Raw genomic sequence first — 26,322 nt, forward strand, 5'->3', positions numbered from 1 at the left:
GAATACCGTTAGTTTTGCTAACGTTTTAGACATCAGCGCAACGTCGCGCGACCCAATCATTTAGTGCTTACGCGTTAAAAGGGAACCTTTATGTCGACTACCACCACCCAGGAACAATGGCTCGCCCGCCGCGTCGACGACCTCACCGCCAACGACGCACAGTTCGCCGCCGCCCGACCGGACCCGGCCGTCGCCGAGGCCCTTGAGCAGCCTGGACTGCGACTGCCGCAGATCATCCAGACCGTGCTCGAGGGTTACGCCGACCGCCCGGCCCTCGGGCAGCGCACCGTCGAGTTCGTCAAGGACGTCAAGACCGGGCGCACCTCGCTCGAGCTGCTCCCCCGCTACGAGACCGTCACCTACGGCGAGCTGCGCGACCGCGTCGGCGCGCTGACCCGCGCGCTGGCCCACGACTCGGTCCGGCCCGGCGACCGGGTGTGCGTGCTCGGCTTCAACAGCGTCGACTACGCCACCATCGACATCGCGCTCGGCATGATCGGCGCCGTGTCGGTGCCGCTGCAGACCAGCGCGGCGATCACCCAGCTGCAGCCGATCGTCACCGAGACCGAGCCCAGCGTGATCGCGGCCGGCGTGAACCAGCTGCCCGACGCCGTCGAGCTGATCCTGGGCGGGCAAGCGCCGGCCAAACTGGTCGTGTTCGACTACCACCCCGAGGCCGACGACGAGCGCGAGGCCGTCGAGGCCGCCCGCGCGCGGCTGGCCGACACCACCGTCACCGTCGAGGCCCTGGCCGACCTCCTGGTGCGCGGCAGCGAGCTGCCCGCGGCGCCGACGTCGGCACCCGCGGACACGGACCCGCTGGCCCTGTTGATCTACACCTCCGGCAGCACCGGCGCGCCCAAGGGCGCGATGTACCCGGCGAGCAACGTCGGGAAGATGTGGTGCCGGTCGGCCAGGAACTGGTTCGGACCCAGCGCCGCGTCGATCACCCTCAACTTCATGCCGATGAGCCACGTCATGGGGCGCGGCATCCTCTACGGCACCCTCGGCAACGGCGGCACCGCCTACTTCGCGGCCCGCAGCGACCTCTCGACGCTGCTGGAGGACCTCGAGCTGGTCCGGCCCACCGAGATGAACTTCGTGCCCCGGATCTGGGAGACGATCTACGCGGAGTACCAGCGCCGGGTCGACCGCGGGGACGGTGAGGCCGAGGTGATGGACGAGCTGCGCCAGTACCTGCTGGGCGGGCGATTCATCTTCGCGATGACCGGCTCGGCCCCCACCTCCCCGGAGCTGCGCGAGTGGGTCGAGTCACTGCTCGAGATGCATCTGCTGGACGGCTACGGCTCCACCGAGGCGGGGATGGTCCTGTTCGACGGCGAAGTGCAGCGCCCGCCGGTGATCGACTACAAGCTGGTCGACGTCCCGGACCTGGGCTACTTCGCCACCGACCGGCCGTACCCGCGCGGCGAGCTGCTGCTCAAGACCAACAACATGTTCCCCGGCTACTACAAGCGGCCCGAGGTCACCGCCGGCGTGTTCGACGAGGACGGCTACTACCGCACCGGCGACGTCGTCGCCGAGGTCGCCCCCGACAAGCTGGTCTACGTCGACCGCCGCAACAACGTGCTCAAGCTCGCGCAGGGCGAGTTTGTCACCGTCGCGAAGCTGGAGGCGGTTTTCGGCAACAGCCCGCTGGTGCGCCAGATCTACGTCTACGGCAACAGCGCCCACCCGTACCTGCTGGCCGTCGTGGTGCCGACCGAAGAAGCGTTGGTGGCCAACGATATTGAGACGTTGAAGCCGCTGATCGCCGACTCGCTGCAGAACGTCGCGAAGGACGCCGGCCTGCAGTCCTACGAGGTGCCGCGCGACTTCATCATCGAGACAACGCCTTTCACGCTGGAGAACGGTCTGCTGACCGGCATCCGCAAGCTGGCGTGGCCGAAGCTGAAGCAGCACTACGGCGAGCGGCTGGAACAGCTGTACACCGAGCTGGCCGAGGGCCAGGCCCACGAGCTCGGCGAGCTGCGCCGCAGCGGCGCCGACGCCCCGGTGCTGCAGACGGTCACCCGGGCCGCCGGGGCGCTGCTGGGCAGCGGGGCCGGCGACCTGTCGGCGGACGCGCACTTCACCGATCTGGGCGGAGACTCGTTGTCGGCGTTGACATTCGGCAACCTGCTGCACGAGATCTTCGACGTCGACGTGCCGGTCGGCGTGATCGTCAGCCCGGCCAACGACCTGGCGGCGATCGCCACCTACATCGAGGGCGAGCGCAAGGGCACCAAGCGGCCCAGCTTCGCCTCGGTGCACGGTCGCGACGCGACCGAGGTGCACGCCGCCGAGCTGACGCTGGACAAGTTCCTCGAGCCCTCGACGCTGACCGCGGCGCCCGAGCTGCCCAAGCCCACCTCCGAGGTGCGGACGGTCCTGCTGACCGGCGCGACCGGCTTCCTGGGCCGCTACCTGGCGCTGGAATGGCTCGAGCGGATGGACCTGGTCGACGGCAAGGTGATCGCCCTGGTGCGGGCCCGCTCCGACGAGGAGGCCCGCGCGCGGCTCGACCAGACCTTCGACAGCGGAGACCCCGAGCTGCTGGCCCACTACCGGGCGCTGGCGGCCGACCACCTGGAGGTCGTCGCCGGCGACAAGGGCGAGGCAGACCTCGGCCTGGACCGGCAGACCTGGCAGCGGCTGGCCGACACGGTCGACCTGATCGTCGACCCCGCGGCGCTGGTCAACCACGTGCTGCCGTACAGCGAGCTGTTCGGGCCCAACGCGCTGGGCACCGCCGAGCTGATCCGGCTGGCGCTGACCACGAGGCAGAAGCCGTACGTCTACGTGTCGACGATCGGTGTGGGCGACCAGATCGAGCCGGGCAAGTTCGTCGAGGACGCCGACATCCGGCAGATCAGCCCGACGCGGGCGATCAACGACGCCTACGCCAACGGCTACGGCAACAGCAAGTGGGCCGGCGAGGTGCTGCTGCGCGAGGCGCACGACCTGTGCGGCCTGCCCGTGGCGGTGTTCCGGTGCGACATGATCCTGGCCGACACCACCTACGCGGGCCAGCTGAACCTGCCGGACATGTTCACCAGGATGATGCTGAGCCTGGTCGCCACCGGCGTCGCGCCCGGTTCGTTCTACGAGCTGGACGCCGAGGGCAACCGGCAGCGCGCGCATTACGACGGACTGCCCGTCGAGTTCATCGCCGCGGCGATCGCCACCTTGGTGGAGACGGAAGGGTTCGAGACGTACCACGTGATGAACCCCTACGACGACGGCATCGGCCTCGACGAGTACGTCGACTGGCTCGTCGACGCCGGTTACCCGATCCAGCGCATCGCCGACCACGGCGAGTGGCTGCGCCGGTTCGAGGGGTCGATGCGGGCCTTGCCGGAACGGCAGCGCCAGTACTCGCTGCTGCCGTTGCTGCACAACTACCAGAAGCCGGAGAAGCCGATGCGCGGTTCGCTGGCTCCGACCGACCGGTTCCGCGCCGCCGTGCAGGAGGCGAAAATCGGCCCGGACAAAGACATTCCGCATGTCTCCGCGCCGATCATCGTCAAGTACGCCACCGATCTGCAGCTGCTCGGATTGCTGTAAACACCAATGCGATCGCCCAGCCCCCTTCGGGGCTGGGCGATTCGCTTTATCCGCAGACTCAGCCCTGAGGGTGGGGCCAGCGCAGGTACGCCGCGTTCGGCGACCCCGCTTCGCGCTGGCGGCGCCAGCCCCGCTCCATCCGCGGCTTGGTCACCGCGCCCGACGACACCGCGGGCGATTCGTCGAGCCCGGACATGTACGCCGGCTCCCCGACCGGCGCAGCCGCCTCCGACTCCACCGACCCCAAGGGTTCCACGTCGCGCGCCAGCCGGACCGCGGTGCGCGCCAGGACCACCCCGCCCACGAAGATGATCAGCGCGCCGAGGCCCGAGAAGTAGGAAACCTCGAGCGCGGCCCGCTTGCGTTCGGTCGCGGCGATCGGGTCGCCGGCGGACCCGATGCCCAGCAGCGGTGCGATCTGCCCGCCGACGACGAACCAGGCGCCGGACAGGACCGCGAGCCAGCCGCCCAGCATCGCGGCGATGCGGTTGCCGGCGACGATCAGCAGCAGTCCCCCCACCACCGTGGCGGCGCCCGGCAGCACCTCGAGCCAGCCGCGCGCGGTCGTCCAGGCCCAGTCGCGGTCGGGCGTGTAGGCGAAGTTGAAGTGGGGGCCGACGAACGGGATCAACGCACCCCAGGCGCCAAGGATCACCAGGATCAATCCGCTGATCGCGCCGCGCGAGCGCGGCATGGTCAACGCGCCTGGATGGTCCCTATCTGCGTATTTCATTCCATCTCCTCAATTGAAGCCGGGCCGATTTCCGGCCCCCCGGGAATACCCGACCCGGCCGCGATGTAACACCCCGCGGGCAGAAGGAGCGGCGTTGCGTGACCAGTGAGGCTGGTGTTACCAGGACAGGCCGAGGACCAGCAGCACGATGGCGATCACCGGCAATGTGCCCTGGATCACAGCGGCGCGCGCCTTGTCCCGCGCGGAGAACAGCAGCACGATCGCGGCGGCGGCCATGGATCCCACGCCGGCGAGAACGAGCGCGACGCCGACGGCCTTGTCGCCCATGATCACGGGGGGAATGCCGAGGATCGTGACGATCGCCAGGAACAGGTTGTAGAAGCCCTGGTTGAACGCGAGCAGCCGGGTGGTCTCGGCCTCCTCGGGCGTCGTGCCGAAGACGGCGCGGGTGCGCGCCGAGGTCCAGGTCAGCGACTCCATCGTGAAGATGTACACGTGCAGTAGGGCTGCCAGCCCCGCGAACACCAACCCGACGGTGAGCATCGCTCCTCCTCGCTAGTCGAAGACCCAAGAACCATACCGAGCCGCCGTCGCCCCGGCGCGCAAAAGCACCGGCGGCCCATTTGGAACTACCGGTGCTCTCGCGCGTCAGTCGCTAGACGCCGGCGTGGTGGTGCCGGCGGAACAAGCCGCCCCGGTGGAAGAAGCCACCGCGCGCCGGCTCGTCGCTCCGCACGTCGCGAGGTGATTCGTCGTGCACGGCCGGTTCCTGTGCCGGCGTGGCGGCCACAGGCGCCGGTTCGGCCACTGCGACGTCCCGGACGTCGCGCGCATGCCGGACCGCGACGCGCGCCAGGGCGGCGCCGCCGAGGAACACGATCAGCGCGCCCAGGCCGGTGAAGTAGGTGACCTCGAGCAGGGCCCGCTTCAGGTCCGTCGCCGCCACCGGCTGGCCGACGTCGCCGATGTTCAGCGTCGAGGCGAACGCCCGGCCGACCACGAACCAGGCGCCGGCGAACACCGCCAGCCAGCCACCGAGCATGGCGCTGGACCGGCTGCCCGCGACGAGCAGGATCAGGCCGCCCACCGCGGCGACAACGCCGGGCAATACCTCCAGCCAGCCTTTGGCGGCCGTCCACGTCCAGGCCGGGTCGACGGAATACGTCCACCTGATCAGGGGTCCGATGAACGGGGCCAGCGCCCCCCACGCACCCAAGAGGATCAGGAGCAGCCCGGACACCGCACCGCGGGTGCGTGGCATGTATGCCGTGCGTGGGCTTTCATAGTCAGGACCAGTGCGCCTCATCAGAATCTCCTCCGCCGAGCGGTTTGCTGATGCTGACCGGGTACCCGGGTCGGCGGTGGCGTAACCGGCGCTAGTCGAAGAGGCCCGGTTGCCCGAGGCCGGCCGCCCCGGCGGGCGGGGTCAGGCCGAGGTGCGTCCAGGCCTGGGCGGTGGCCACCCGGCCGCGCGGGGTGCGCGCGACCATGCCCGCCCGCACCAGGAAGGGCTCGCACACCTCCTCGACGGTCGCGGACTCCTCACCCACCGCCACCGCCAGCGTCGAAACCCCGACCGGGCCGCCGCCGAAGCCGCGGGTCAACGCCGACAGCACCGCCCGGTCCAGCCGGTCCAGGCCGAGCTCGTCGACGTCGTAGACCGCCAGCGCGGACTTGGCGACGTCGCGGGTGATGACGCCGTCCGCGCGCACCTCGGCGAAGTCGCGCACGCGGCGCAGCAGCCGGTTGGCGATCCGCGGGGTTCCGCGCGAGCGGCGCGCGATCTCGGTGCCCGCGTCGGCGCCCAGCTCGATGCCGAGGATCCCGGCGGACCGGGCCAGCACCCGCTCCAGCTCGGCGGGCTCGTAGAAGTCCATGTGCGCGGTGAATCCGAACCGGTCGCGCAGCGGGCCGGTCAGCGCGCCGGACCGGGTGGTGGCGCCGACCAGCGTGAAGGGCGCCACCTCCAGCGGAATCGACGTCGCCCCAGGCCCTTTGCCGACCACCACGTCGACCCGGAAGTCCTCCATGGCCAGGTAGAGCATCTCCTCGGCGGGCCGCGCGATGCGGTGGATCTCGTCGATGAACAGCACGTCGTGCTCGACCAGGTTGGACAGCATCGCGGCCAGGTCGCCGGCGCGTTCCAGCGCCGGGCCGGACGTCACCCGCAGCGACGAGCCGAGCTCCGCCGCGATGATCATCGCCAGCGACGTCTTGCCCAGCCCCGGCGGGCCGGACAGCAGGATGTGATCCGGTGTGCCGCCGCGGTTCTTGGCCCCCTCGATGACCAGCTGCAGCTGCTCGCGCACCCGCGACTGCCCGATGAACTCGCGCAGCGAGCGGGGCCGCAGGCTGACGTCGATGTCGCCCTCGCCGACGGTCAGCGCCGGCGAGACGTCGCGTTCGGAATAGTCGGAAAACTCGTCGGTCATCGGGACTTACCCAGCAGGGACAGGGCGGCCCGCAGCGCGCTGGACGTCGTCGCGTCGTGATCGCCGGCCAGCACCTTGTCGGTGGCCTCCTCGGCCTGCTTGGCGGCGAAACCGAGGCCGACCAGCGCCTCCACCACGGGGCTGCGCACCGCGTGGCCGTTGACCAGCGGCGCTTCGCCGGCCACGACGCCGCCCACTTTGTCGCGCAGCTCCAGCACCATCCGCTCGGCGCCGCGTTTGCCGATGCCGGGCACCCGGGTCAGCGCCGTGACGTCGCCGTCGTGCAGCACCTGGCGCAGCGCGGCAGCGTCGTGCACCGCCAGCGTCGCCATCGCCAGCCGGGGCCCGACCCCCGATACCGACAGCAGCGTCAGGAACAGGTCGCGGGTCTGCGCGTCGGTGAACCCGTACAACGTCATCGAGTCCTCGCGCACGATCATCGCGGTGATCAGCCTGGCCTCGGTCCCCTGCCGCAGCGTCGCCAGCGTCGACGGCGTCGCGTTGACCCGGTAGCCGACCCCTGCCGCCTCGATGACGACGTGGTCGAGCGCCACCTCGAGCACCTCACCGCGCACCGACGCGATCATCGGGCGACCGCCTTGCGCTTCGCCGCCAGCTTGGCCCGGTAGGCGTGCCGCTGCTGAGCCGCCAACGCCTCGGCCGCGGCCATCCGGGCGATCATCGGCGCGCGCCAGCTGTGGCAGATCGCCAGCGCCAGCGCGTCGGCCGCGTCGGCCGGCGTCGGTTTCGTCTGCAGCGCAAGGATTTTGGTGACCATCGTGGTGACCTGCGCCTTGTCGGCGAGCCCGTTGCCGGTGACCGCTGCCTTCACCTCGGTGGGGGTGTGGAAGTGAACGTCGATGCCGCGCCTGGCCGCCGCAAGCGCGACTACGCCGCCGGCCTGCGCGGTGCCCATCACCGTCGACACGTTGTGCTGAGCGAACACCCGCTCGATGGCCACCACGTCCGGCCGGTGGGTGTCCAGCCAGTGCTCGACGGCATCGCTGACGGCCAGCAACCGCTTGGTCAGCGGCGCGTCCGACGCGGTGCGCACCACATCGACGTCGAGCGCGACGACCTTGCGCCCGCCGCCGCTCTCCACGACCGCCAGACCGCATCGGGTCAGCCCGGGGTCGACGCCCATCACGCGCATTGCCGGCTCCTTCGTACGAACAGCTGTTCGATAGCCTAACCGGCGCCACCGACGGCACCCGGCAGGACACGCTGCCGCCGGGCAAAAGCTGTTAACTTATAGCCTCACGTTCGCTCTGGCACTGTGGCTAGCACTGTGGGATGGAAGGTTTGGCGTGGGAACACTCCTGCTCGTCCTCGCGGCGGTGCTGTTCATCGCGTCGGTCGTGGTGCTGGTCATCGCATTGCGGCGGCCCAAGAAGCCGGCCCGGCCGGCCGGGCGTTCCGATCCGCTGTCGTTCAACGCCATGCCGCAGTTCGGGCCCCGCCAGCTCGGGCCCGGGGCCATCGTCAGCTACGGCGGAGTCGACCTGGTGGTCCGCGGGTCGGTGACGTTCCGCGAGGGCCCGTTCGTGTGGTGGGAGCACCTGCTGGAGGGCGGCGACCAGCCGATCTGGCTGAGCGTCGAGGAGGACGACGGGCGCCTGGAGCTGGCGATGTGGCTGACCCGCAAGGATCTTTCGTTGCAGCCGGGCGACCAGTACGTCATCGACGGCGTGGCGTTCCACGAAACCGAGCGCGGCCGGGCGTCCTACACCACCGAGGGCACCACCGGCCTGCCGGCCGGCGGTGAGATGGAATTCCTCGACTGCACCAACGCCGACGAGACGGCCCTGCTGTCCTTCGAGCGCTGGGCCCCGGACATGCCGTGGGAGGTTTCGACGGGCAAGTCCGTGGTGCCCGGCGAGTTGACCGTCTACCCAGCGCCCCCACCCTCCTCCCCATAGGAGCGCGTCGGTGCCCCTTCATCAGCTCGCCGTGACTCCGGCGGACGTATCCGGGGAAAGGCTGGGGCTCGCGCTCAACGCGCCCGCGCCGGCGCCGCTGGCCACCTGTTCCCTGCGGCATCCCGGCGGCGGCGCGCTGCTGCTCGGCGTGCTCGGGGCCTCGCATGTCGTCGCGGTCGAGCACGCGAAAGGCCGCTTCTCCGAACAGGTTTCGTGCACCGCCCGCGGCATCGGCGGCGACCTGCCGCGGCGCACCGACGCGCCCGGCTACCGCCTGCGGTCGCGCACCGAGACGCACGACGAGGCCAGCTTCCGCCGGCTGGCCGGCGAGCTTCGCGAACACTGCGCGCGGCGGCCGGGCTGGCTCGGGGGCACGTTCCCCGGCGACGACGCCGCACTGACCGCCCTGGCGGCCGAGCCCGACGGCGCCGGATGGCGTTGGCAGACTTGGCATCTGTACCCGCGGCCGGGCTCCGGCGGCGTGGTGGTGCACACCGACAGCCGGTGGCGCCCGTGAGCCGCAACCGCCTGTTCCTGATCTCCGGGGCCCTGGCCGTCGCCGCCGTCGTGTCCCTGGTCTTCGGAATCATCTTGCAGCAGAAGGACATCGGGTCCTACATCGCGAGCCACTATCACCAGTACTCCCACGACGTGAACGGAACGCGCTACCAGTGCAGCGGATCTCCCGATCAGGTGGCCGACACCCTCGCCGACTATCAGGCCCCCGAGGCGCGCGCCTCCAACGGCGACAGCGAGTACCTGCGCTACAGCAACAACATCGTGATCGTCGGGCCCGACGGCAACAATCCGTGCAGCATCCGCGTCGAACCGCTGAGCGCCGGATACAGCCACGGCGCGTTCATCTTCCTCGGCCCCGGGTTCTCCCCCGGATCCCCGTCGGGCGGCGCCGGCGGCACCCCGGGCGGCCCGGGCGGGACCAAGTGATCCAACCGCAAAGGAGACAACCATGAACCTCGCCGTCGAGATCGGAAACGTGGACATCAACCCCGTCTTCAGGGGCGCGGTCGCAACGATCCTGTACTTCGCCGTCGGGATGGCGGTGCTGCTCGTCGGGTTCTACATGGTCGACTGGCTGACCCCGGGAAACCTGCGCCGACTGGTATTCATCGATCGCCGCCCCAACGCCGTCATCGTCGCGGGCGCGATGTACATCTCGCTCACCGTCGTCATCATCACCGCGATCGCCAACAGCTACAGCCAGCTGGGCCAGGGGCTGCTCGGCGTGGCGGTGTACGGGCTGATGGGCGTGATCCTGCTGGGCATAGCGCTGCTGGCGATGCACCTGCTGATCCCGGGCGACTTCCACGAGCACATCGACGAGCCCACGCTGCATCCCGGGTCCTTCGCGGTCGCCCTGATATTGCTGGCCGTGGGAGGGGTGACCGCCGCGGCGGTGTCATGACGTCCCAGGGCCGCTGGCGCGCCGTCCTGTTGGCCGCCGTGGCGGCCTGCGCGGCCTGCGGCATCATCTACGAACTCGCGCTGCTGACGCTGTCGGCCAGCCTCAACGGCGGCGGCATCGTCGCGACATCGCTGATCGTCGCGGGCTACATCGCGGCGCTGGGCGCCGGCGCGCTGCTGGCCAAGCCGCTGCTGGCGCACGCGGCGATCGCCTTCATCGCCGTCGAGGCGCTGTTGGGCATCATCGGCGGCCTGTCGGCGGCCGCGCTCTACACGGTGTTCGCTTTCCTGGACGGTTCGGTCGGCTCGACATGGGTGCTGGCGGCGGGCACGGCCCTGATCGGCGGCCTGGTCGGCGCCGAGGTGCCGCTGCTGATGACGCTGCTGCACAGCGGCCAGACGGCCGCTGAAAAAAACGCAGGCGCCGACGCCGGCCGCACCCTGGCCAACCTCAACGCCGCCGACTACCTCGGCGCGTTGCTGGGCGGGCTCGTCTGGCCGTTCCTGCTGCTGCCGCACCTCGGGATGATCCGCGGCGCGGCGGCCACGGGCATCATCAACCTCGCCGCGGCGGCCGTCGTGGCGGTCTTCCTGCTGCGCCGCATCGTTTCCGGGCGGCAGCTGGCAACCGCGCTGTGCGCGCTCGCCGCCGCGCTCGGGCTGCTGACCACGCTGCTGGTGCGCTCGGCCGACATCGAAACCACAAGCAGGCAAAGGCTTTACGCCGACCCGATCGTCGCCTACCGGCACACGGCCTATCAGGAGATCGTCGTCACCCGGCGCGGCAACGACATGCGCCTCTACCTCGACGGCGGGCTGCAGTTCTCCACCCGCGACGAGTACCGCTACACCGAAAGCCTGGTCTACCCGGCGCTCGGTGCCGGCGCCCACTCGGTGCTGGTGCTCGGCGGCGGCGACGGCCTGGCCGCGCGCGAGCTGCTGCGCCAGCCCGGTGTCGGCAAGATCGTGCAGGTCGAGCTCGACCCCGCCGTCATCGAGCTGGCGCGCACCACCATGCGCGACGCCAACGGCGGCGCGCTGGACAACCCGCGCGTCAAGATCGTCATCGGCGACGCGATGACCTGGCTGCGCGGGGCCTCGGACACCGGATTCGACGCCGTGATCGTCGACCTGCCCGACCCCGACACGCCCGTGCTGGGCCGGCTGTACTCCACCGAGTTCTACGCGCTGGCCGCCCGCGCGCTGGCCCCCGGCGGGCTGATGGTCGTACAGGCGGGCAGCCCGTTTTCCACGCGGACCGCGTTCTGGCGCACGGTCTCGACGATCCGGTCCGCCGGTTATGCGGTGACCCCGTATCACGTGCACGTGCCGACCTTCGGGGACTGGGGATTCGCGTTGGCGCAGCGCACTGCCGCCGCGCCGGTGCCGAGGATGCCGCCCGACGCTCCCCCGCTGCGTTTCCTCAACCAGCCGGTGCTCGACGCGGCCACCGTCTTCGCCGGCGACATCGGGGCCCGCCCGCTCGAGCCGTCGACCCTGGACAACCCGCGCGTCGTCGAGGACATGCGGCACGGCTACGACTAGGACGATGGTGGCGACCCGCCGCGCCCGGCTCCGCCGCGCTTGCGATCGCCACTAGGCGGGTTGCTCCGCCCGCACCACCCACACCGCGCCCCGTCCCTTGGGACGCTGGTCGACGCGCACATCGACGAAGCCAGCCGCCCGGCACTGCTCTGCGAACGACTCGGCCTGCCGCTCGGTCCAGCCGTGGCTGGCCAGGCCCGTGGCCCCGGGTTCCACGCGGCGCTCCATCACCAGCAACCGGCCCGACGGCGCGAGCGCGCGACGCAGCTCGGTGAGCCCGGCGGTGACGTCCTTCCAGTGGTGCACCGTCTTGAGCGACCAGGCGAGGGTCGCCCACCCGTCGGGGACGGGCAGGGCTTCGGCACCGCCCGCCGACCAGGTGACGCTCGGATTGTCACGCGTCGCCGCCCGGGCCAGGCGCAACATCACCGGGGACGGGTCCACTCCGACGACCCGCGCACCCCGCGCGGCGGCGGCTCGCGCGGCATTGCCTGGGCCACAACCGATGTCGACGACGCGGTCGGCGCCCGACACTCCGGCCAGGTCGACTGCCAGGCGCGCGTTACCGCGACCCATGACGAGCATGCCGAGGGCGGTCACCACGCCGATCGGGCCGCCGAAGCCCGGGTGGTCGGCGTGATGGTTGACGACGGGTGGCTCGGTCACTCGTCGTCGAGGGCGGCCAACACCTCGTCGGAGAGGTCGACGTTGGTGTAGACGTTCTGCACGTCGTCGCTGTCCTCCAGGGCGTCGACGAGCTTGAACACCTTGCGGGCGCCGTCGAGGTCGACGGGGACGCTGACCGACGGCTGGAAGCTGGCCTCGGCCGACTCGTAGTCGATGCCGGCGTCCTGCAGCGCGGTGCGCACCGCGACCAGGTCGGTCGGCTCGGAGATGACCTCGAAGCTCTCGCCGAGGTCGTTGACGTCCTCGGCGCCCGCGTCGAGCACCGCGGTCAGCACGTCGTCCTCGGTCAGGCCGTTCTTCTCCAGCGTGACCACGCCCTTGCGGGAGAACAGGTAGGCCACCGACCCGGGGTCCGCCATGGTGCCGCCGTTGCGGGTCATCGCGACCCGCACCTCACTGGCGGCCCGGTTGCGGTTGTCGGTCAGGCACTCGATCAGCACCGCCACGCCGTTGGGCGCGTAGCCCTCGTAGGTGATCGTTTGCCAATCCGCGCCGCCGGCCTCCTCGCCCGCGCCGCGCTTGCGGGCGCGCTCGATGTTGTCGTTGGGCACCGAGGTCTTCTTGGCCTTCTGGATCGCGTCGTAGAGCGTCGGGTTGCCGGCCGGGTCACCGCCGCCGGTGCGGGCCGCGACCTCGATGTTCTTGATCAGCCGGGCGAACTCCTTGCCGCGGCGGGCGTCCTTGACGGCCTTCTGGTGCTTGGTGGTGGCCCACTTGGAATGGCCGCTCATCGGTGTCTCTTACCTCTTCTTTTGCATTCTGGTGCTCGATAACTCGCCCAACGAGTCTACGTGGGCGGCTGACGTGGATTGCCCCGGTGCACCCCGCAGTCACAGGGGTCACAAGAATGCGACCACCACCCTTTGTGCCCGCCTCACAGCGACAACGGTTGTCGCTATGCGGTGGGCAAAAATCCTCGTGCCACCCGCCGCGGGGCGAAAGTGACGGATGTGACTACGCCTCGCCCCGGACGATGTCGACGAACATGTGGTGGATGCGACGGTCGCCGGTCATCTCGGGGTGAAACGCGGTGGCCAGCATCGAGCCCTGCCGCACCGCGACGACGTGCCCGGCCGCGCGGGCCAGCACCTGCACCCCGTCGCCGGTCCGCTCGACCCACGGCGCGCGGATGAACACCGCGCGCACCGGTCCGTCGAGGCCCGCGAACGGTATGTCGCCCTCGAACGAGTCGACCTGTCGCCCAAAGGCGTTGCGCCGCACCGTCATATCGATCGCGCGCAGCGGCAGCGCCTGCCGGCCCCGGGCGCCGGCGTCCAGAATGTCGGTGGCCAGCAGGATCATGCCGGCGCACGCGCCGTAGGCGGGCAGCCCGTCGGCCAGCCGCCGCCGCAGCGGCTCGAGCAGCTCGAAATCCAGCAACAGGTGGCTCATCGTGGTGGATTCGCCGCCGGGAATGACCAGCCCGTCCACCGCGTCCAGCTCGTCGCGGCGACGGACCGGCATCGACTCGGCCCCGGCCTCGCGCAGCGCCGCCAGATGCTCGCGGGTGTCGCCCTGCAGCGCGAGGACCCCGATCTTCGGCGCGCTCACGGGGAAATCATTGCTTGTGCGGCTGGTATCCGCGCGGGAAGCGGGTCAGGCCCTCCTGCATGACCGCGGCGACCATCTCGCCGTACTGGTTGAAGATCTTGCCCTGGCACAGCGACCGACCGCCGCAGGCCGAGGGCGAGGACTGGTCGTAGAGCAGCCACTCGTCGGCCCGGAACACCCGCATGAACCACATCGCGTGGTCGAGCGAGGCCACCTGCAGGTGCTCGCGCTCGTCGAGGTGCGTGACCTGCGCCGAGCCCAACAACGTGAGATCGCTCATGTAGGCCAGCGCGCAGATGTGCAGCACCGGGTCGTCGGGCAACGGGTCGCGGTGGCGAAACCACACCTGCTGCTGGGAGGCCTTGCCGGGCAGCCGCTCCACGCGCTCGCGCGGCACGATGCGCACGTCCCACTCCTCGAACTGGCGAAACCCGGCATCGTCGAACACCTTCATGGAGCTCAACCCCGGCAGGCCGTCGGGCGGCGGCGCCACCGGCATCGCGTCCTGGTGGTTGATGCCCTCCTGGTCGGCCTGGAACGACGCCGACATGGAGAAGATGGTCTCGCCGTGCTGGATGGCGTTGACGCGGCGGGTGCAGAACGAGCCGCCGTCGCGGATGCGTTCGACGATGAAGACCGTCGACGCCTGGGCGTCCCCGGGCCGCAGGAAGTAGCCGTGCAGCGAGTGCACCAGGAAATGCGGGTCGACGGTGCGCACCGCCGAGACCAGCGACTGCCCCGCGACGTGGCCGCCAAACGTGCGCTGAAAATATCCCGAGTCCGGGCTGAACACGTTTCCGCGATAGATGTTGACCTCGAGTTGCTCGAGATCAAGGATCTTCTCGATCGACACCAGAACGTTCTTACCAGCCGCGTTCGGCCAGGCGATGCGGCTGCGGGATCTGCTCCACGTTGATGCCCACCATCGCCTCGCCCAGCCCGCGCGACACCTTGGCCAGCACGTCGGGGTCGTCGTAGAAGGTGGTGGCCTTGACGATCGCGGCGGCGCGGTGCTCGGGCGCCCCGGACTTGAAGATGCCCGAGCCCACGAACACCCCCTCGGCGCCGAGCTGCATCATCATCGCCGCGTCGGCCGGGGTGGCGATGCCGCCGGCGGTGAACAGGGTGACCGGCAGCTTGCCCGCCCGGGCCACCTCGACGACCAGCTCGTAGGGAGCCTGCAATTCCTTTGCGGCAACGAACAATTCGTCCTCGGACAGCGACGTCAGGCGGCGGATCTCGCCGCTGATCGCCCGCATGTGCGTGGTGGCGTTGGACACGTCGCCGGTGCCGGCCTCGCCCTTGGAGCGGATCATCGCCGCGCCCTCGCCGATGCGGCGCAGCGCCTCGCCGAGGTTGGTCGCGCCGCACACGAACGGCACGGTGAACTTCCACTTGTCGATGTGGTGGGTGTAGTCGGCGGGGGTCAGCACCTCCGACTCGTCGATGTAGTCCACCCCGAGGCTCTGCAGGATCTGCGCCTCGACGAAGTGCCCGATGCGCACCTTGGCCATCACCGGGATGGTCACGGCGGCGATGATGCCCTCGATCATGTCGGGGTCGCTCATCCGCGACACCCCGCCCTGGGCGCGGATGTCGGCGGGCACCCGCTCCAGCGCCATCACCGCGACGGCGCCGGCGCCCTCGGCGATGCGGGCCTGCTCGGGCGTGACGACGTCCATGATGACGCCGCCCTTGAGCATCTCGGCCATGCCGCGCTTGACGCGCGCGGTGCCGGTCTGGTTGGCCTGGCCACCATTTGCCTGGGCGGTGTCCACTTCTCTCCTTCGCTCCGTCGATGCCTCCACCAGTCTAGTGGTGGCCAACAAACCGGTTTTTCCAGCTCGGGGGCCGGACCTGTTCTAGGGTCGGTTACTTAGCGAGAAAGAACCTAGCGATGAATTTCGCCCTGCTGCCACCGGAACTGAATTCGGCGCAAATGTTCGCCGGCCCGGGCCAGGGCCCGATGCTGGCGGTGGCGTCGGCCTGGGACGGGCTGGCCGAGGAACTGCGCGCGGCGGCGGGCTCCTTCGCGTCGGCGACCTCCGAGCTGGCCGGCGACGCGTGGGCGGGCCCCGCGGCGGCGGCGATGACGCGCGCGGCCGGCCCGTACGCGGCGTGGCTGAGCGCGGCGGCGGCTCAGGCCGAGCAGACGGCCGCCCAGGCCCGGGTGGCCGCCGGCACCTTCGAGGCGGCGCTGGCGGCCACCGTGCATCCGATCGCGGTGGCCGCCAACCGGACCCGGCTGGTGTCGCTGATCGGATACAACCTGCTGGGCCAGAACGCCCCCGCGATCGCGGCCGCCGAGGCCGAATACGAACAGATGTGGGCCCAGGACGCGGCCGCCCTGTCGGAGTATTACGCCGGCGCATCGGCGGCGGTCGCGCAACTGCTGCCGTGGCAGGGCCTGCCGCAGAACCTGGGCAGCGGAAACGTCGGCGTCGGCAACATCGGCATCAACAACGTCGGCAACGGCAACATCGGCGTCGGAAACCTCGGCAACGCGAACTTCGGGATCCAGAACACGGGCAATCAGAACATCGGCATCGGGAACACCGGCAGCTGGAACATCGGCTTCGGGAACCCGGGCAACGGCAGCGTCGGGGTCCTGGTCGTCAACGAAAACCAGGTGGGCGCCGGCGGGGCGACGGCGCTGATCATGGGCGGCACCGGCCTCGGCCCGCTGCCCCGGCCCATCAGTGTGCTGACCGCGGAGCAGTTCATCTCGCACACCCATCCCGACTACCTCGCGCAGTTCGTGGTGACCCCCTCGAAGTTGTTTCCTTTCACCGGGCTGGACAGCCTGACGCTGGACCAGTCCGTGGCCCAAGGGGTGCAGAACCTGAACACGGCGATCGCGGCGCAACAGGCCCTCGGAAACCACGTCATCGTCTTCGGCGGCTCACAAAGCGCCGTGGTAGCCACCCTCGAAATGCGCTATCTGGAAACCCTGCCGGTCGGCGTTCGCCCGGCAATGGACCAACTGTCGTTCGTGCTGATCGCCAACCCCGACCGGCCCGACGGCGGGTTGCTGGCGCGGCTGCCCGGTTTCTCCATCCCGGGCATCGGCTTCACGTTCTACGGCGCGACCCCCACCAACGCCTACCCCACCATCGATTACGCGGTCCAATACGACGGCGCCGCCGACTTCCCGCAGTTCCCGATCGACATCCTCGCCGACGCCAACGCCGTCGCGGGGTTCCTGTTCGTTCATCCCGCCTACGACATGGTGACGGCCGGCCAGATCGCGTCGGGCGTGGTCCAGCCGGTGTCGCCGGCGGACACGCAGACCACCTACATCCTCATTCCCAGTCACAATTTGCCGCTGCTGGACCCGCTGCGCGCCATTCCCCTGGTGGGAAACCCGCTGGCCGACCTGGTCCAGCCCGACCTGCGGGTGCTCGTCGAGCTGGGCTACGACCGCACCGCCTATCAGGACGTGCCCACAGCGTTCGGGCTGTTCCCGCAGATCGATCCCGCGACGGTCGGCGCCGAGCTGCAGCAGGGGGCGGTGCAGGGCATCACCGACGCGCTGGCCGACGTGGGGTTGCGGCTCTAAGACGTCAGAGAATGGGCTGCGGCATCGCGGCGGTGGGGGCGGCGCCGTCGGCCAGCCGATTCGCCGCGGCCAGCAGCTCGCCCAGTTGCCGCGGGTACACCTGCTCGCCGGCGGCGGTCAGCTCAGCGATGTCGTTCGCGTCACACCAGCGGGCGCCGTGAATGTAGCTGCGTTCCAGCTCGGTTCGCCCCGCCAGGGACGGCTCGAACCGGCGGGTGCGGTGCAGCAGGTAGAACTCCTCGCTCTCGATCAGCGAGCCGTTGAACTCGAAGACCTCGTCGCGCCGCCAGACGGGTCCGATCATGTCGGCCGGCTCGACCCGCAGCCCGGTCTCCTCGGCCAGTTCCCGCGCGGCGGCCTCGACCAGCCGCTCGCCGCTGCCCACCTCGCCGCCCACGGTGAACCACCACCGGGGCGCGGCGCCGTCGCCAAACGCCGGGTTGGCCGGGTCTGAGCCGCACAGCAACAGCACGGCGCCGGACTCGTCGAGCAGCACCACCCGCGCCGAGGTGCGGTGGTTGGGTACGCCGCGCTCGCCGTGAGCCAGCGCGTGCGGGCGCTCCAGGATCTCGAAATAGCTTGGCAGCGCGGCGGTTCCGCCCAGCCGAAGGGCGCGGACCAGGAATCGCTCGCGCAGCGCGAGGGTGTCGCGAACGGCGTCGTTGTGGAAGCGGCGGGCCAGCACCACGCGGGCCTCGGCGTCGGCCAGCTCGGCGATCAGACCCGCGGGCAGCGACGCGGGATCTACCGTCGCCAGCGCCGCCGAGAGCTCGTTCTCCGCGTTCTCGCGGGCCGGGCGCGGCGCGCGTTCGGCGGCGTCGGCCAGCGCCGCCAGTCGCCTGCCCTCGGTCGAACCGCCATACCCGTCGATCGCCACGGCCCGCGCCACCACCGCGCGTCGCGCCAGCGCCCCGTCGAGCGCCTGCCACGACAGGTCGTAGCGGACGTGCAGCCGGTCGAGCCGGTGGGCGGTGCGGTATGCCCAGCCGCCGGCGAAGGCGACCAGCGCCACCAACGCCACGACGGCGATGGCGAGCCACGTGATCAACTGGCCACCTGGACCTTGGCGCCCGACCCGGCGACCGTCTCGTACACCCGCATGATCTGGCTGGCCACCACCGACCAGTCGTAGCGGCGCACCGCCTTCGAGCCGGCCGCCACGTAGCGTGCGCGCAGCGCGTCGTCGGCCAGCACCTCGATCAGCGCGTCGGCCAGGGCGGCCCCGTCGTCGACGGGCACCAGGCGCCCGCAGTCGCCGTCGCACAGCACGCGCCGGAAGGCGTCCAGGTCGCTGGCCACCACGGGCGTGCCGGCGGCCATCGCCTCGACCAGGACGATCCCGAAGCTCTCCCCGCCCGTGTTGGGCGCGCAGTAGACGTCGGCGCTGCGCATCGCTGACGCCTTGCCGGCGTCGTCCACCTGGCCGAGGAAGCGTATGTGGCTCACCAATTCGCCTGCCTGCTCGCGCAATTCGTCCTCGTCGCCGCGCCCCACGATCAGCAACTCCATGTCCGGGTTGCGCTCGACCACGCGGGGCAGCGCCTCGAGCAGCACCGTCATCCCCTTGCGGGGCTCGCCGTAGCGGCCCAGGAACAGCACCGTCTTGCCCGGCCGCGGGTATCCGTCCAGCGGCGGCGCCGAGGCGAACGACTCCACGTCGACCCCGTTGGGGATCTCCACCGCGTCGGTTCCCAGTGCCTCCATCTGCCAGCGCCGGGCCAGGTCGGACACCGCGATCCGCCCGACGATCTTTTCGTGCATCGGCCGCAGGAAGCCCTGAAAGACCGTCAGGGTAAGCGATTTGGTGGTCGACGTGTGAAACGTCGCGACGATCGGGCCCTCGGCGATGTTGAGGGCCAGCATCGACAGGCTGGGCGCGTTGGGCTCGTGCAGGTGCAGCACGTCGAAATCGCCATCGGCGAGCCACTTTTTGACCTTGCGGTGGGTGGCCGGACCGAACCGCAGCCGGGCCACCGACCCGTTGTAGGGAATCGGGACGGCCTTGCCGGCGGAGACGACGTAGTCGGGCAGCGAGGCGTGCGGCGAAACGGGGGCCAGCACGCTGACCTCGTGCCCGCGGGCGCGCATCACCTCGGCCAGCTGCAGGACATGGGACTGCACCCCGCCCGGCACGTCGAACGAATACGGACAGACCATCCCGATTCGCATCAGGATTCCCTCAGCCTCGCCTGCTTCGCGTCCGACAGGTCCGCCAGCCACTGGGGCTGCATCATGTGCCAGTCCTCGGGGTGCGCGGCGATGTTCTCGGCGAACTGATCGGCCAGCGCCTGGGTAATGGCCTGGACGTCGCCGCTGGAGGTGTCCAGGGGCGGGTGTATCTCGACGCGCCAGCCGTCGGGCTCGTTCCAGCAGTGCGCCGGGCACAGGGCCGCCCCGGTTTCGATCGCGAGCTTCGCCGGTCCGGCCGGCATCCGGGTGGGTTCGCCGAAGAACTTCACCTCCACACCGGTTCGGGTGAGGTCGCGCTCGGCCATCAGGCACACCGCCCGGTTCGCCCGCAGCCGCTCGCACAACGTCTCGAACGGCGGTCGCTCGCCGCCGGAGTGCGGAATCACCTCAAAGCCAAGGCTTTCCCGGTATCCGATGAAACGCCGGTACAGCGATTCGGGTTCGAGGCGCTCCGCGACGGTGGTGAAGGTGCCGCGCGTCTGCGCCAGCCAGACCCCGGCCATGTCCCAGTTGCCGCTGTGCGGCAGCGCGAGCACAACTCCCCGGCCGGCGGCCAGGGCCGCGTCGATATGGTTGGCCCCGCGGAACGTCTCGTCGATGCGACGCGCCAACTCGCGGTGGTCCATCGTCGGCAGCCGGAACGCCTCCCGCCAGTACCGGGCATACGACGCCAGTGAGGCCCGCATCAGCTGGTCGGGCACCCGCTCCGGCGTCACGCCGATCACGCGGGCCAGGTTCTTGCGCAGCTGATCGGGCCCGCCACCGCGGGCCGCGTAGCGTGCGCCGGCGTCAAAAGCGTTGCGGGCGGCGAACTCCGGCATCGCCCGCACGGCCATCCACCCGGTCGCGTACGCCCAGTCGGCTGCCGTACCGCGAGCCAGGCGGCCCAGATCCATGATCACGGCATGGGCTCCGTCGCGCCGGGGGAAGTGCGCACCGTGCGCAGTCGCTGCACGCAGGTGACCACGCTGGCCGCCGCCAGCAGCCACATCGCCACCGGCAGCGCGGGCGGCCAGGCGATGTACGGGAAGTCGGACACGCCGGCGCCGACCAGCACGATGATCAGCCGTTCCGGGCGTTCGATGATGCCGCCGTCGCCGCGCAGCCCGCTGGCCTCGGCCCGGGCTTTGATGTAGGAGATCACCTGCGAGGTGACCAGGCAGATCAGGGTCGCCACCACCAGCGGCTTGTCGTGCAGGCCGAAGGCGGCCCACCACAGCAGCCCGCAGAACACCGCGCCGTCGCTGATCCGGTCGCACGTCGCGTCCAGCACCGCGCCAAAACGCGTGCCGCCGCCCCGTTCCCGGGCCATCGCCCCGTCGAGCATGTCAAAGAGCACGAAGAACCAGACCACCAACGTGCCGGCGAACAGCTTGCCCATCGGGAACAGCGTCAGCGCCCCCGCGACCGCGACGACGGTGCCCAGGATGGTGACGGCGTCCGGCGTCAGCCCGAGCCGGAGGCAGGCCCGGGCGGTCGGGGTGGTAAGCCGCGCGAACGCCGCCCGCGACAGGAACGGCACCTTACTCATGCGCGGCGCTCCTACTCATCGCTTCGCTCTGCATCGTCGCCGCCGCGACTCATTTCTGGTTCGCCCACTCCGTGGCCAGCAGCCGGCGGGTGTCGCGCAGCAACTGCGGGATCACCTTGGAACCCCCGACGATGGTGATGAAGTTCGCGTCGCCGCCCCAGCGCGGCACGACGTGCACGTGCAGGTGCTCGGCCAGCGAGCCCCCGGCCGAGGTGCCCAGGTTCATCCCGACGTTGAATCCGTGCGGGCGGGAGACGTTCTTGATGACGCGAATCGCCTTCTGGGTGAAGGCCATCAGCTCCGCACTCTCGGCCTCGGTCAGGTCCTCGAGCTCGGAGACCCGCCGGTAGGGCACCACCATCAGGTGCCCGGGGTTGTAGGGGTAGAGGTTGAGTACCGCGTACACGAGTTCGCCGCGCGCGACCACCAGGCCGTCTTCGTCGGAGAGCTGCGGGATGTCGGTGAACGGCTGCTCGGTCTTGCCGTTATCGCGCTTCATCGGCGCCTCGGCCAGGTAGTTCATCCGGTACGGCGTCCACAGCCGTTGCAGGTGGTCCTGCTCACCGACGCCCCGGTCGAGGATGGTGTCGTCGCGCTCGGAGTCACTCACCGCCGGTTACCTTTACGAGTTCGGCGGTGGGAGTGGCGTTTTCGCGATCGGCGATCCACTTCACGATCGCGTCGACGGCGCTGTCCCGGTCCACGCCGTTGATCTGGGAGCGGTCACCGAAGCGGAAGCTGACGGCATCGGCATGCACGTCGCGGTCACCTGCCAACAACATGAACGGCACTTTTTGATTGGTGTGGTGGACGATCTTCTTGGCCATCCGGTCGTCGCTGCCGTCCACCTCGACCCGGACACCGTGGGACTTCAGCTGTGCGGCAACGCTTTCCAGGTATTCCACGTGCTCGTCGGCGACCGGGATGCCGACCACCTGAACCGGCGCCAGCCACGCCGGGAACGCGCCCGCGTAGTGCTCGGTCAGGATGCCGAAGAACCGCTCGATCGACCCGAAGAGCGCGCGGTGGATCATCACCGGGCGCTGCCGGCTCCCGTCCGGGGCGGTGTATTCCAGCTCGAAACGCTCGGGGAAGTTGAAGTCCAGCTGAATGGTCGACATCTGCCAGGTGCGGCCCAGCGCGTCTTTGACCTGGACGGAGATCTTCGGGCCGTAGAACGCCGCGCCGCCCGGGTCCGGCACCAGGTCCAGCCCGGATTCGGCACCCACCTCGGCGAGCACGTTGGTGGCCTCCTCCCAGACCTCGTCGGAGCCGACGAACTTCTCCGGGTCCTTGGTGGACAGCTCTAGGTAGAAGTCGGTGAGGCCGTAGTCGCCGAGCAGGTCGAGCACGAAGCGCAGCAGCGAACGCAGTTCGTCACGCATCTGTTCGCGGCTGCAGAAGATGTGTGCGTCGTCCATCGTCAGCCCGCGCACCCGGGTCAGCCCGTGGATCACGCCGGACTTCTCTAGGCGATAGACCGTGCCGAACTCGAAGAGCCGCAACGGCAATTCACGGTAGGACCGCCCGCGTGCCCGGAAGATCAGGCAGTGCATGGGGCAGTTCATCGGCTTGAGGTAGTAGTCCTGGCCCGGTTTGCGCAGCGACCCGTCCTCGTTGTGCTCGGCGTCGATGTGCATCGGCGGGAACATGCCGTCGGCGTACCAGTCCAGGTGGCCCGACGTGTGGAACAGCTGGGCCTTGGTGATGTGCGGGGTGTTGACGAACTGGTAGCCGGCCTCGGTGTGCTTGCGCCGCGAGTAGTCCTCGAGCTCGCGGCGCACGATCCCGCCCTTGGGGTGGAAAACCGCCAGGCCCGAACCGATTTCGTCGGGGAAGCTGAACAGGTCGAGTTCCGCGCCGAGCTTGCGGTGGTCGCGGCGCTGGGCCTCCTCGATCAGCTCCAGGTGCTTCTCGAGCGCCTCCTGCGACTCCCACGCGGTGCCGTAGATGCGTTGCAGGCTCGCGTTTTTCTGGTCGCCGCGCCAGTACGCCGCCGAGCTTCGGGTCAGCTTGAACGCGGGGATGTGCTTGGTGGTGGGGATATGCGGCCCGCGACACAGGTCGCCCCAAACGCGTTCGCGGGTGCGGGGATTGAGGTTGTCGTACGCGGTGAGTTCGTCGCCGCCCACCTCCATGATCTCCGCGTCACCGGATTTGTCGTCGACGAGTTCGAGCTTGTAGGGCTCGTCGGCCAGCTCGGCGCGCGCGGCGTCCTTGGATTCGTAGACGCGGCGGTCGAACAGCTGGCCGTCCTTGACGATCTGGCGCATCCGCTTTTCCAGCTTGTCCAGGTCCTCCGGCGTGAACGGCTCCGGCACGTCGAAGTCGTAGTAGAAGCCGTCGGTGATGGGCGGCCCGATGCCCAATTTGGCTTGCGGGAACAGGTCTTGGACGGCCTGGGCCAACACGTGCGCGGCCGAGTGCCGGATCACGCTGCGGCCCTCGTCGGTGTTGGCGGCGACGGGGACAACCTCGGCGTCGGCGTCGGGCACCCAGCTCAGGTCGCGCAGCTTGCCGGCGGCGTCGCGCACCACCACGATCGCGTCGGGGGCGCCGCGCCTGGGCAGCCCGGCCTCACCGACCGCCGCGGCCGCGGTGGTCCCGGCGGGCACCCGGATCGGGGTAACCGGGGCAGGGCTGGCGGCGGCGCTCATCGGGTCGGTTCTCCAACGTCTAGGTGATTAGTCGTTGCAATGCTATCGGGGTCGACGACCCTCAGGGCTGGCCAGGCTTGAGCCGCACGAACAGGGCGTCGGCCTCGGTCAGCAGGGTGTCGCCGTCGCTCAGCCGGCCCGACACGAAGATCTTGCGCCCGTCCACCCGGTCGATGCCGGCCTCGAACCGTAATTCCTTCTCGATCGGCACGATGTGGCGGTAGTCGATCTTGAGGTAGGCGGTGCGTTGGCGCGGACCGCCGGTGATCACCGAGGACGTCAGCCCGAGCACGCTGTCGAACAGCATCCCCAGCGCCCCGCCGTGCACGGCGCCGTTGCGCCCCAGGTGGAACCGGGTGAAGCGCGCCCAGCCGTGGATGCGGCCGTCAGCGCCTTTGGTCGCTTTCATCGGGATGCTCAAGATGTTGCCCCGCATGGGCAGGTCCATCCGGCGCCCGGACGGCGACTCCCACTCGTCGGCGTCGTAGGGGCTGAGCAGCGCCGAGAGCTTCTCCAGCTGGTCCGCGGCCTCGGTGATCACCGCGTCGGGCGCATCGACGGCGCGGGCGTGGTCCTGCAGCCTGCGCACCGCGTCGATGAACCGGCCGTAATCAGGGCCGCCCTTGGTCGTCGGCTCGGGCGGGTTGAAGCCGCCACCGGGATGTTGGTCATGGTCGCCGGCCACCAGGACACCGTATTGGGCGCCGCCGCTAGACCGTCCGCTGGGCTCCCGCGGCCGCCAGGGTCTCGAACTCGTCGTCGGTCAGCGTGATCTCGGCGGCCGCCACGTTCTCCTCCAGGTGCGCAACGCTGGACGTGCCCGGGATCGGCAGCATCACCGGCGAGCGCTTCAGCAGCCAGGCCAGCGCCAGCTGCGACGGGCTCGCGTCGTGCTCGGCGGCGATGCGCTGCAGCGGCCCGTCGGGCGCCGCGAGCGGCCCGGCGGCCAGCGGGAACCACGGGATGAACCCGATGCCCAGTTTGGTGGCGGCGTCCAGCAGCGGCTCGGCGCCCCGCGACGCCAGGTTGTACATGTTCTGCACCGACACGATCTCGGTGACCTGCTGGGCCGCGGAGAGCTGGTCGACGTCGATCTCCGACAAGCCGATGTGGCGGATCTTGCCCTCGTTCTTCAGCTTGAGCAGCTCGCCCACCTGGTCGGCCAGCGGGAAGTTCGGGTCGATGCGGTGCAGCTGGAACAGGTCGATGGTCTCGACGCCGAGGCGACGCAGGCTCATCTCACATTCCTGGCGCAGGTAGCTGGGATTGCCCAGCGGGACCCAGACGTCCGGGCCGGTGCGCAGCAGCCCCGCCTTGGTGGCGATCACCAGGCCGTCGTAGGGATGCAGCGCGTCGTGGATGATCTCCTCGGAAAAGTAGGGCCCGTAGGAGTCCGCGGTGTCGATGAAGTTCACCCCGAGCTCGGCGGCGCGGCGCAGGACCCGCACGCACTCGTCACGGTCGGCGGGCGGCCCCCACACGCCCTTGCCGGTCAGGCGCATGGCACCGAATCCGAGTCGGTTGACGGTCAGGTCGCCGCCGAGGGTGAACGTTCCGGATGCTTGGGCAACAGTCTGAGTGGTCACTTCCCCGACCGTACGCTGAACACGTGGACCTAGCAGCACTCGAAGAACTTCCGCTCACTTACCCCGAGGTGGGCGCCACCTCCGACGGCGAGCTGCCCGCGGGATACGACCACCAACACGTCGAACGCCAAATCGGCACGGGCCGAGAGCGTTTCGAGCGGGCCGGCGACGCGGTCCTGCGCTGGGGCATGCAACGCGGGTCCGGCCTGCGCGTGCAGGCCAGCTCCGACGTCGCCGTCGTCGACGCGGTGTTGGTGGTGCGGCTGGGTTTTCTGCCCGCGCCGTGCCGGGTCGTCTACGTCGTCGACGAGCCCGACATCCGCGGGTTCGCGTACGGCACGCTGCCGGGCCACCCGGAGTCGGGCGAGGAACGCTTCGTCGTGCGCCGCGACCCGGCCACCGACGCGGTGTTCGCGGAGGTGTCGGCGTTCTCCCGGCCCGCGGCCTGGTGGAGCAAGGCCGGCGGGCCGGTCGTCAGGCTGGCCCAGCGCGTCATCGCCCGGCGCTACCTGCGCGCGGTGTAGCCGATGCTGCCGTCGTGCACGCCCTGCGCCAGCCGGGCCAGCGCGACGGCGCCGACCAGCAGACCGAAGTCGCGCAGCGCGATGTCGTAGAAGCCGGGCACGGTGACCAGGTCGAGGATGATGCCGGCCAGCCAGGCGGCCACCACCCAGGCGCCGAACCGCGGCGCCACCGCCACCAGAACACCGGCCGCGATCTCGATCACGCCCACGGCGTACATGAGCTGGTCGGCGGTGCCCGGCACCACGCCGTCGATCCAGCCGGCCAGGTACATGCTCCAGTGATGCGGATGGGTCAGCACGTTGAAGAACTTGTCCAGCCCCATCACGATCGGCGCGATCGTGAAGACCGTGCGCAGCGCGAGGTACGCCGAGTAGGCCGGGTCCCTCAGTTGGTCGGCGAGGGCCGGGGTGGCGGAGTCGTGCGTGGTGCTCATGGTTGCCTCCATTACTAACAGATA

General features: G+C 70.1%; 28 protein-coding genes. 8 read left to right on the top strand and 20 right to left on the bottom strand.

The genetic code is table 11. The features are described 5' to 3' along the window. The first annotated feature begins 90 nt into the window (after positions 1-90). Positions 91-3,567 carry a carboxylic acid reductase gene (gene car, locus AC5Y7V_RS21175; RefSeq protein ID WP_499881993.1) on the top strand — a complete coding sequence of 1,159 codons (3,477 nt, stop codon included), beginning with the start codon at positions 91-93 and terminating at the stop codon, positions 3,565-3,567. 58 nt (positions 3,568-3,625) lie between these two features. On the opposite strand, the gene AC5Y7V_RS21180 is transcribed toward car, so the two are convergent. The 6 genes from AC5Y7V_RS21180 to ruvC form a co-directional block, all read right to left on the bottom strand. Continuing rightward, complete coding sequence (locus AC5Y7V_RS21180) at positions 3,626-4,300, bottom strand: hypothetical protein (RefSeq protein ID WP_499881994.1); 675 nt, start codon at positions 4,298-4,300, stop codon at positions 3,626-3,628. A 117-nt stretch (positions 4,301-4,417) separates the two neighbouring features. Then, the gene (locus tag AC5Y7V_RS21185) at positions 4,418-4,804 is read right to left on the bottom strand and encodes a DUF1304 domain-containing protein (protein ID WP_499881995.1); all 387 of its coding nucleotides are present in this window, start codon (positions 4,802-4,804) and stop codon (positions 4,418-4,420) included. A gap of 112 nt (positions 4,805-4,916) precedes the next feature. Continuing rightward, positions 4,917-5,567: a hypothetical protein gene (locus AC5Y7V_RS21190; protein WP_499881996.1), complete on the bottom strand. Its 651-nt coding sequence runs from the start codon at positions 5,565-5,567 to the stop codon at positions 4,917-4,919. A 70-nt stretch (positions 5,568-5,637) separates the two neighbouring features. After that, positions 5,638-6,693 carry a Holliday junction branch migration DNA helicase RuvB gene (gene ruvB, locus AC5Y7V_RS21195; RefSeq protein WP_499881997.1) on the bottom strand — a complete coding sequence of 352 codons (1,056 nt, stop codon included), beginning with the start codon at positions 6,691-6,693 and terminating at the stop codon, positions 5,638-5,640. Continuing rightward, positions 6,690-7,280 carry a Holliday junction branch migration protein RuvA gene (gene ruvA / locus AC5Y7V_RS21200; protein WP_499881998.1) on the bottom strand — a complete coding sequence of 197 codons (591 nt, stop codon included), beginning with the start codon at positions 7,278-7,280 and terminating at the stop codon, positions 6,690-6,692. Before ruvA ends, ruvB begins: the two co-directional genes overlap by 4 nt. Then, entirely contained in the window at positions 7,277-7,846 is a 570-nt protein-coding gene (gene ruvC, locus AC5Y7V_RS21205; RefSeq protein ID WP_499881999.1) for a crossover junction endodeoxyribonuclease RuvC, read from the bottom strand. The genes ruvA and ruvC overlap by 4 nt, the downstream gene beginning before the upstream one ends. 154 nt (positions 7,847-8,000) lie before the next feature. On the opposite strand from ruvC, the gene AC5Y7V_RS21210 reads away from it, so the two are divergent. The 5 genes from AC5Y7V_RS21210 to AC5Y7V_RS21230 are packed head-to-tail and all read left to right on the top strand — an operon-like array spanning position 8,001 to position 11,579. Then, positions 8,001-8,612 carry a DUF4178 domain-containing protein gene (locus AC5Y7V_RS21210; protein ID WP_499882000.1) on the top strand — a complete coding sequence of 204 codons (612 nt, stop codon included), beginning with the start codon at positions 8,001-8,003 and terminating at the stop codon, positions 8,610-8,612. Positions 8,613-8,622: 10 nt separating this feature from the next. Continuing rightward, on the top strand, positions 8,623-9,129 hold the full coding sequence (locus AC5Y7V_RS21215; RefSeq protein WP_499882001.1) for a DUF2617 family protein: 507 nt from the start codon (positions 8,623-8,625) through the stop codon (positions 9,127-9,129). Beyond that, a complete protein-coding gene (locus AC5Y7V_RS21220) occupies positions 9,126-9,557 on the top strand; it encodes a DUF4247 domain-containing protein (RefSeq protein WP_499882002.1) in 432 nt (143 codons plus the stop codon). Before AC5Y7V_RS21215 ends, AC5Y7V_RS21220 begins: the two co-directional genes overlap by 4 nt. Before the next feature lie 22 nt (positions 9,558-9,579). After that, a complete protein-coding gene (locus tag AC5Y7V_RS21225; RefSeq protein WP_499882003.1) occupies positions 9,580-10,035 on the top strand; it encodes a DUF350 domain-containing protein in 456 nt (151 codons plus the stop codon). Continuing rightward, positions 10,032-11,579, top strand: coding sequence for a polyamine aminopropyltransferase (locus AC5Y7V_RS21230; protein ID WP_499882004.1), 1,548 nt, complete (start codon positions 10,032-10,034; stop codon positions 11,577-11,579). Before AC5Y7V_RS21225 ends, AC5Y7V_RS21230 begins: the two co-directional genes overlap by 4 nt. Before the next feature lie 51 nt (positions 11,580-11,630). Here AC5Y7V_RS21230 and AC5Y7V_RS21235 read toward each other — a convergent pair whose 3' ends face one another. From AC5Y7V_RS21235 to pdxS, 5 genes are all read right to left on the bottom strand, one after another. Continuing rightward, positions 11,631-12,245, bottom strand: coding sequence for a class I SAM-dependent methyltransferase (locus tag AC5Y7V_RS21235; RefSeq protein ID WP_499882005.1), 615 nt, complete (start codon positions 12,243-12,245; stop codon positions 11,631-11,633). After that, on the bottom strand, positions 12,242-12,997 hold the full coding sequence (locus AC5Y7V_RS21240) for a YebC/PmpR family DNA-binding transcriptional regulator (protein ID WP_499882006.1): 756 nt from the start codon (positions 12,995-12,997) through the stop codon (positions 12,242-12,244). Before AC5Y7V_RS21240 ends, AC5Y7V_RS21235 begins: the two co-directional genes overlap by 4 nt. Positions 12,998-13,220: 223 nt before the next feature. Beyond that, entirely contained in the window at positions 13,221-13,817 is a 597-nt protein-coding gene (pdxT, locus tag AC5Y7V_RS21245) for a pyridoxal 5'-phosphate synthase glutaminase subunit PdxT (protein ID WP_499882007.1), read from the bottom strand. 7 nt (positions 13,818-13,824) lie between these two features. Then, positions 13,825-14,670 (bottom strand): acyl-CoA thioesterase II, encoded by an 846-nt coding sequence (gene tesB, locus AC5Y7V_RS21250; RefSeq protein WP_499882008.1) that lies wholly within the window; start codon positions 14,668-14,670, stop codon positions 13,825-13,827. 10 nt (positions 14,671-14,680) lie between these two features. Next, on the bottom strand, positions 14,681-15,595 hold the full coding sequence (pdxS, locus tag AC5Y7V_RS21255; RefSeq protein ID WP_499882009.1) for a pyridoxal 5'-phosphate synthase lyase subunit PdxS: 915 nt from the start codon (positions 15,593-15,595) through the stop codon (positions 14,681-14,683). 119 nt (positions 15,596-15,714) lie between these two features. On the opposite strand from pdxS, the gene AC5Y7V_RS21260 reads away from it, so the two are divergent. Next, the gene (locus AC5Y7V_RS21260) at positions 15,715-17,376 is read left to right on the top strand and encodes a PE-PPE domain-containing protein (protein ID WP_499882010.1); all 1,662 of its coding nucleotides are present in this window, start codon (positions 15,715-15,717) and stop codon (positions 17,374-17,376) included. 4 nt (positions 17,377-17,380) lie between these two features. Here AC5Y7V_RS21260 and AC5Y7V_RS21265 read toward each other — a convergent pair whose 3' ends face one another. From AC5Y7V_RS21265 to AC5Y7V_RS21300, 8 genes are all read right to left on the bottom strand, one after another. Continuing rightward, positions 17,381-18,421, bottom strand: a complete 1,041-nt coding sequence (locus AC5Y7V_RS21265) for an NUDIX hydrolase (protein WP_499882039.1) — start codon at positions 18,419-18,421, stop codon at positions 17,381-17,383. After that, positions 18,421-19,545, bottom strand: coding sequence for a glycosyltransferase family 4 protein (locus AC5Y7V_RS21270; RefSeq protein WP_499882011.1), 1,125 nt, complete (start codon positions 19,543-19,545; stop codon positions 18,421-18,423). The genes AC5Y7V_RS21265 and AC5Y7V_RS21270 overlap by 1 nt, the downstream gene beginning before the upstream one ends. After that, positions 19,545-20,462, bottom strand: a complete 918-nt coding sequence (locus tag AC5Y7V_RS21275) for a phosphatidylinositol mannoside acyltransferase (RefSeq protein ID WP_499882040.1) — start codon at positions 20,460-20,462, stop codon at positions 19,545-19,547. The genes AC5Y7V_RS21270 and AC5Y7V_RS21275 overlap by 1 nt, the downstream gene beginning before the upstream one ends. 2 nt (positions 20,463-20,464) lie before the next feature. Continuing rightward, positions 20,465-21,097 carry a phosphatidylinositol phosphate synthase gene (pgsA, locus tag AC5Y7V_RS21280; RefSeq protein ID WP_499882012.1) on the bottom strand — a complete coding sequence of 211 codons (633 nt, stop codon included), beginning with the start codon at positions 21,095-21,097 and terminating at the stop codon, positions 20,465-20,467. A 49-nt stretch (positions 21,098-21,146) separates the two neighbouring features. Next, positions 21,147-21,707, bottom strand: a complete 561-nt coding sequence (locus AC5Y7V_RS21285; RefSeq protein WP_499882013.1) for an ATP adenylyltransferase — start codon at positions 21,705-21,707, stop codon at positions 21,147-21,149. After that, a complete protein-coding gene (gene thrS / locus AC5Y7V_RS21290; RefSeq protein ID WP_499882014.1) occupies positions 21,700-23,754 on the bottom strand; it encodes a threonine--tRNA ligase in 2,055 nt (684 codons plus the stop codon). The genes AC5Y7V_RS21285 and thrS overlap by 8 nt, the downstream gene beginning before the upstream one ends. 61 nt (positions 23,755-23,815) lie before the next feature. Beyond that, positions 23,816-24,439, bottom strand: a complete 624-nt coding sequence (locus AC5Y7V_RS21295; protein WP_499882015.1) for a PaaI family thioesterase — start codon at positions 24,437-24,439, stop codon at positions 23,816-23,818. A gap of 25 nt (positions 24,440-24,464) precedes the next feature. Beyond that, a complete protein-coding gene (locus tag AC5Y7V_RS21300) occupies positions 24,465-25,340 on the bottom strand; it encodes an aldo/keto reductase (protein WP_499882016.1) in 876 nt (291 codons plus the stop codon). 23 nt (positions 25,341-25,363) lie between these two features. Here AC5Y7V_RS21300 and AC5Y7V_RS21305 point away from each other — a divergent pair, with 23 nt between their 5' ends. Continuing rightward, on the top strand, positions 25,364-25,864 hold the full coding sequence (locus AC5Y7V_RS21305; protein WP_499882017.1) for a DUF1990 domain-containing protein: 501 nt from the start codon (positions 25,364-25,366) through the stop codon (positions 25,862-25,864). On the opposite strand, the gene AC5Y7V_RS21310 is transcribed toward AC5Y7V_RS21305, so the two are convergent. Continuing rightward, positions 25,846-26,298: an Rv2617c family stress response/phage resistance protein gene (locus AC5Y7V_RS21310; protein WP_499882018.1), complete on the bottom strand. Its 453-nt coding sequence runs from the start codon at positions 26,296-26,298 to the stop codon at positions 25,846-25,848. The two genes, AC5Y7V_RS21305 and AC5Y7V_RS21310, sit on opposite strands and share 19 nt — an antisense overlap. Positions 26,299-26,322 lie beyond the last annotated feature (24 nt).

It is taken from the genome of Mycobacterium sp. NGS34 (genome assembly GCF_059812845.1).

Bases quoted from the DNA above. Each gene is read 5' to 3' on its own strand.
- ruvB (WP_499881997.1), bottom strand. From the start codon at position 6,693: ATGACCGACGAGTTTTCCGACTATTCCGAACGCGACGTCTCGCCGGCG.
- AC5Y7V_RS21230 (WP_499882004.1), top strand. From the start codon at position 10,032: ATGACGTCCCAGGGCCGCTGGCGCGCCGTCCTGTTGGCCGCCGTGGCG.
- AC5Y7V_RS21185 (WP_499881995.1), bottom strand. From the start codon at position 4,804: ATGCTCACCGTCGGGTTGGTGTTCGCGGGGCTGGCAGCCCTACTGCAC.
- AC5Y7V_RS21240 (WP_499882006.1), bottom strand. From the start codon at position 12,997: ATGAGCGGCCATTCCAAGTGGGCCACCACCAAGCACCAGAAGGCCGTC.
- ruvA (WP_499881998.1), bottom strand. From the start codon at position 7,280: ATGATCGCGTCGGTGCGCGGTGAGGTGCTCGAGGTGGCGCTCGACCAC.
- AC5Y7V_RS21275 (WP_499882040.1), bottom strand. From the start codon at position 20,462: ATGGATCTGGGCCGCCTGGCTCGCGGTACGGCAGCCGACTGGGCGTAC.
- AC5Y7V_RS21310 (WP_499882018.1), bottom strand. From the start codon at position 26,298: ATGAGCACCACGCACGACTCCGCCACCCCGGCCCTCGCCGACCAACTG.
- thrS (WP_499882014.1), bottom strand. From the start codon at position 23,754: ATGAGCGCCGCCGCCAGCCCTGCCCCGGTTACCCCGATCCGGGTGCCC.
- AC5Y7V_RS21190 (WP_499881996.1), bottom strand. From the start codon at position 5,567: ATGAGGCGCACTGGTCCTGACTATGAAAGCCCACGCACGGCATACATG.
- AC5Y7V_RS21180 (WP_499881994.1), bottom strand. From the start codon at position 4,300: ATGAAATACGCAGATAGGGACCATCCAGGCGCGTTGACCATGCCGCGC.
- car (WP_499881993.1), top strand. From the start codon at position 91: ATGTCGACTACCACCACCCAGGAACAATGGCTCGCCCGCCGCGTCGAC.
- AC5Y7V_RS21225 (WP_499882003.1), top strand. From the start codon at position 9,580: ATGAACCTCGCCGTCGAGATCGGAAACGTGGACATCAACCCCGTCTTC.
- AC5Y7V_RS21270 (WP_499882011.1), bottom strand. From the start codon at position 19,545: ATGCGAATCGGGATGGTCTGTCCGTATTCGTTCGACGTGCCGGGCGGG.
- pgsA (WP_499882012.1), bottom strand. From the start codon at position 21,097: ATGAGTAAGGTGCCGTTCCTGTCGCGGGCGGCGTTCGCGCGGCTTACC.
- ruvC (WP_499881999.1), bottom strand. From the start codon at position 7,846: ATGCGCGTGATGGGCGTCGACCCCGGGCTGACCCGATGCGGTCTGGCG.
- AC5Y7V_RS21260 (WP_499882010.1), top strand. From the start codon at position 15,715: ATGAATTTCGCCCTGCTGCCACCGGAACTGAATTCGGCGCAAATGTTC.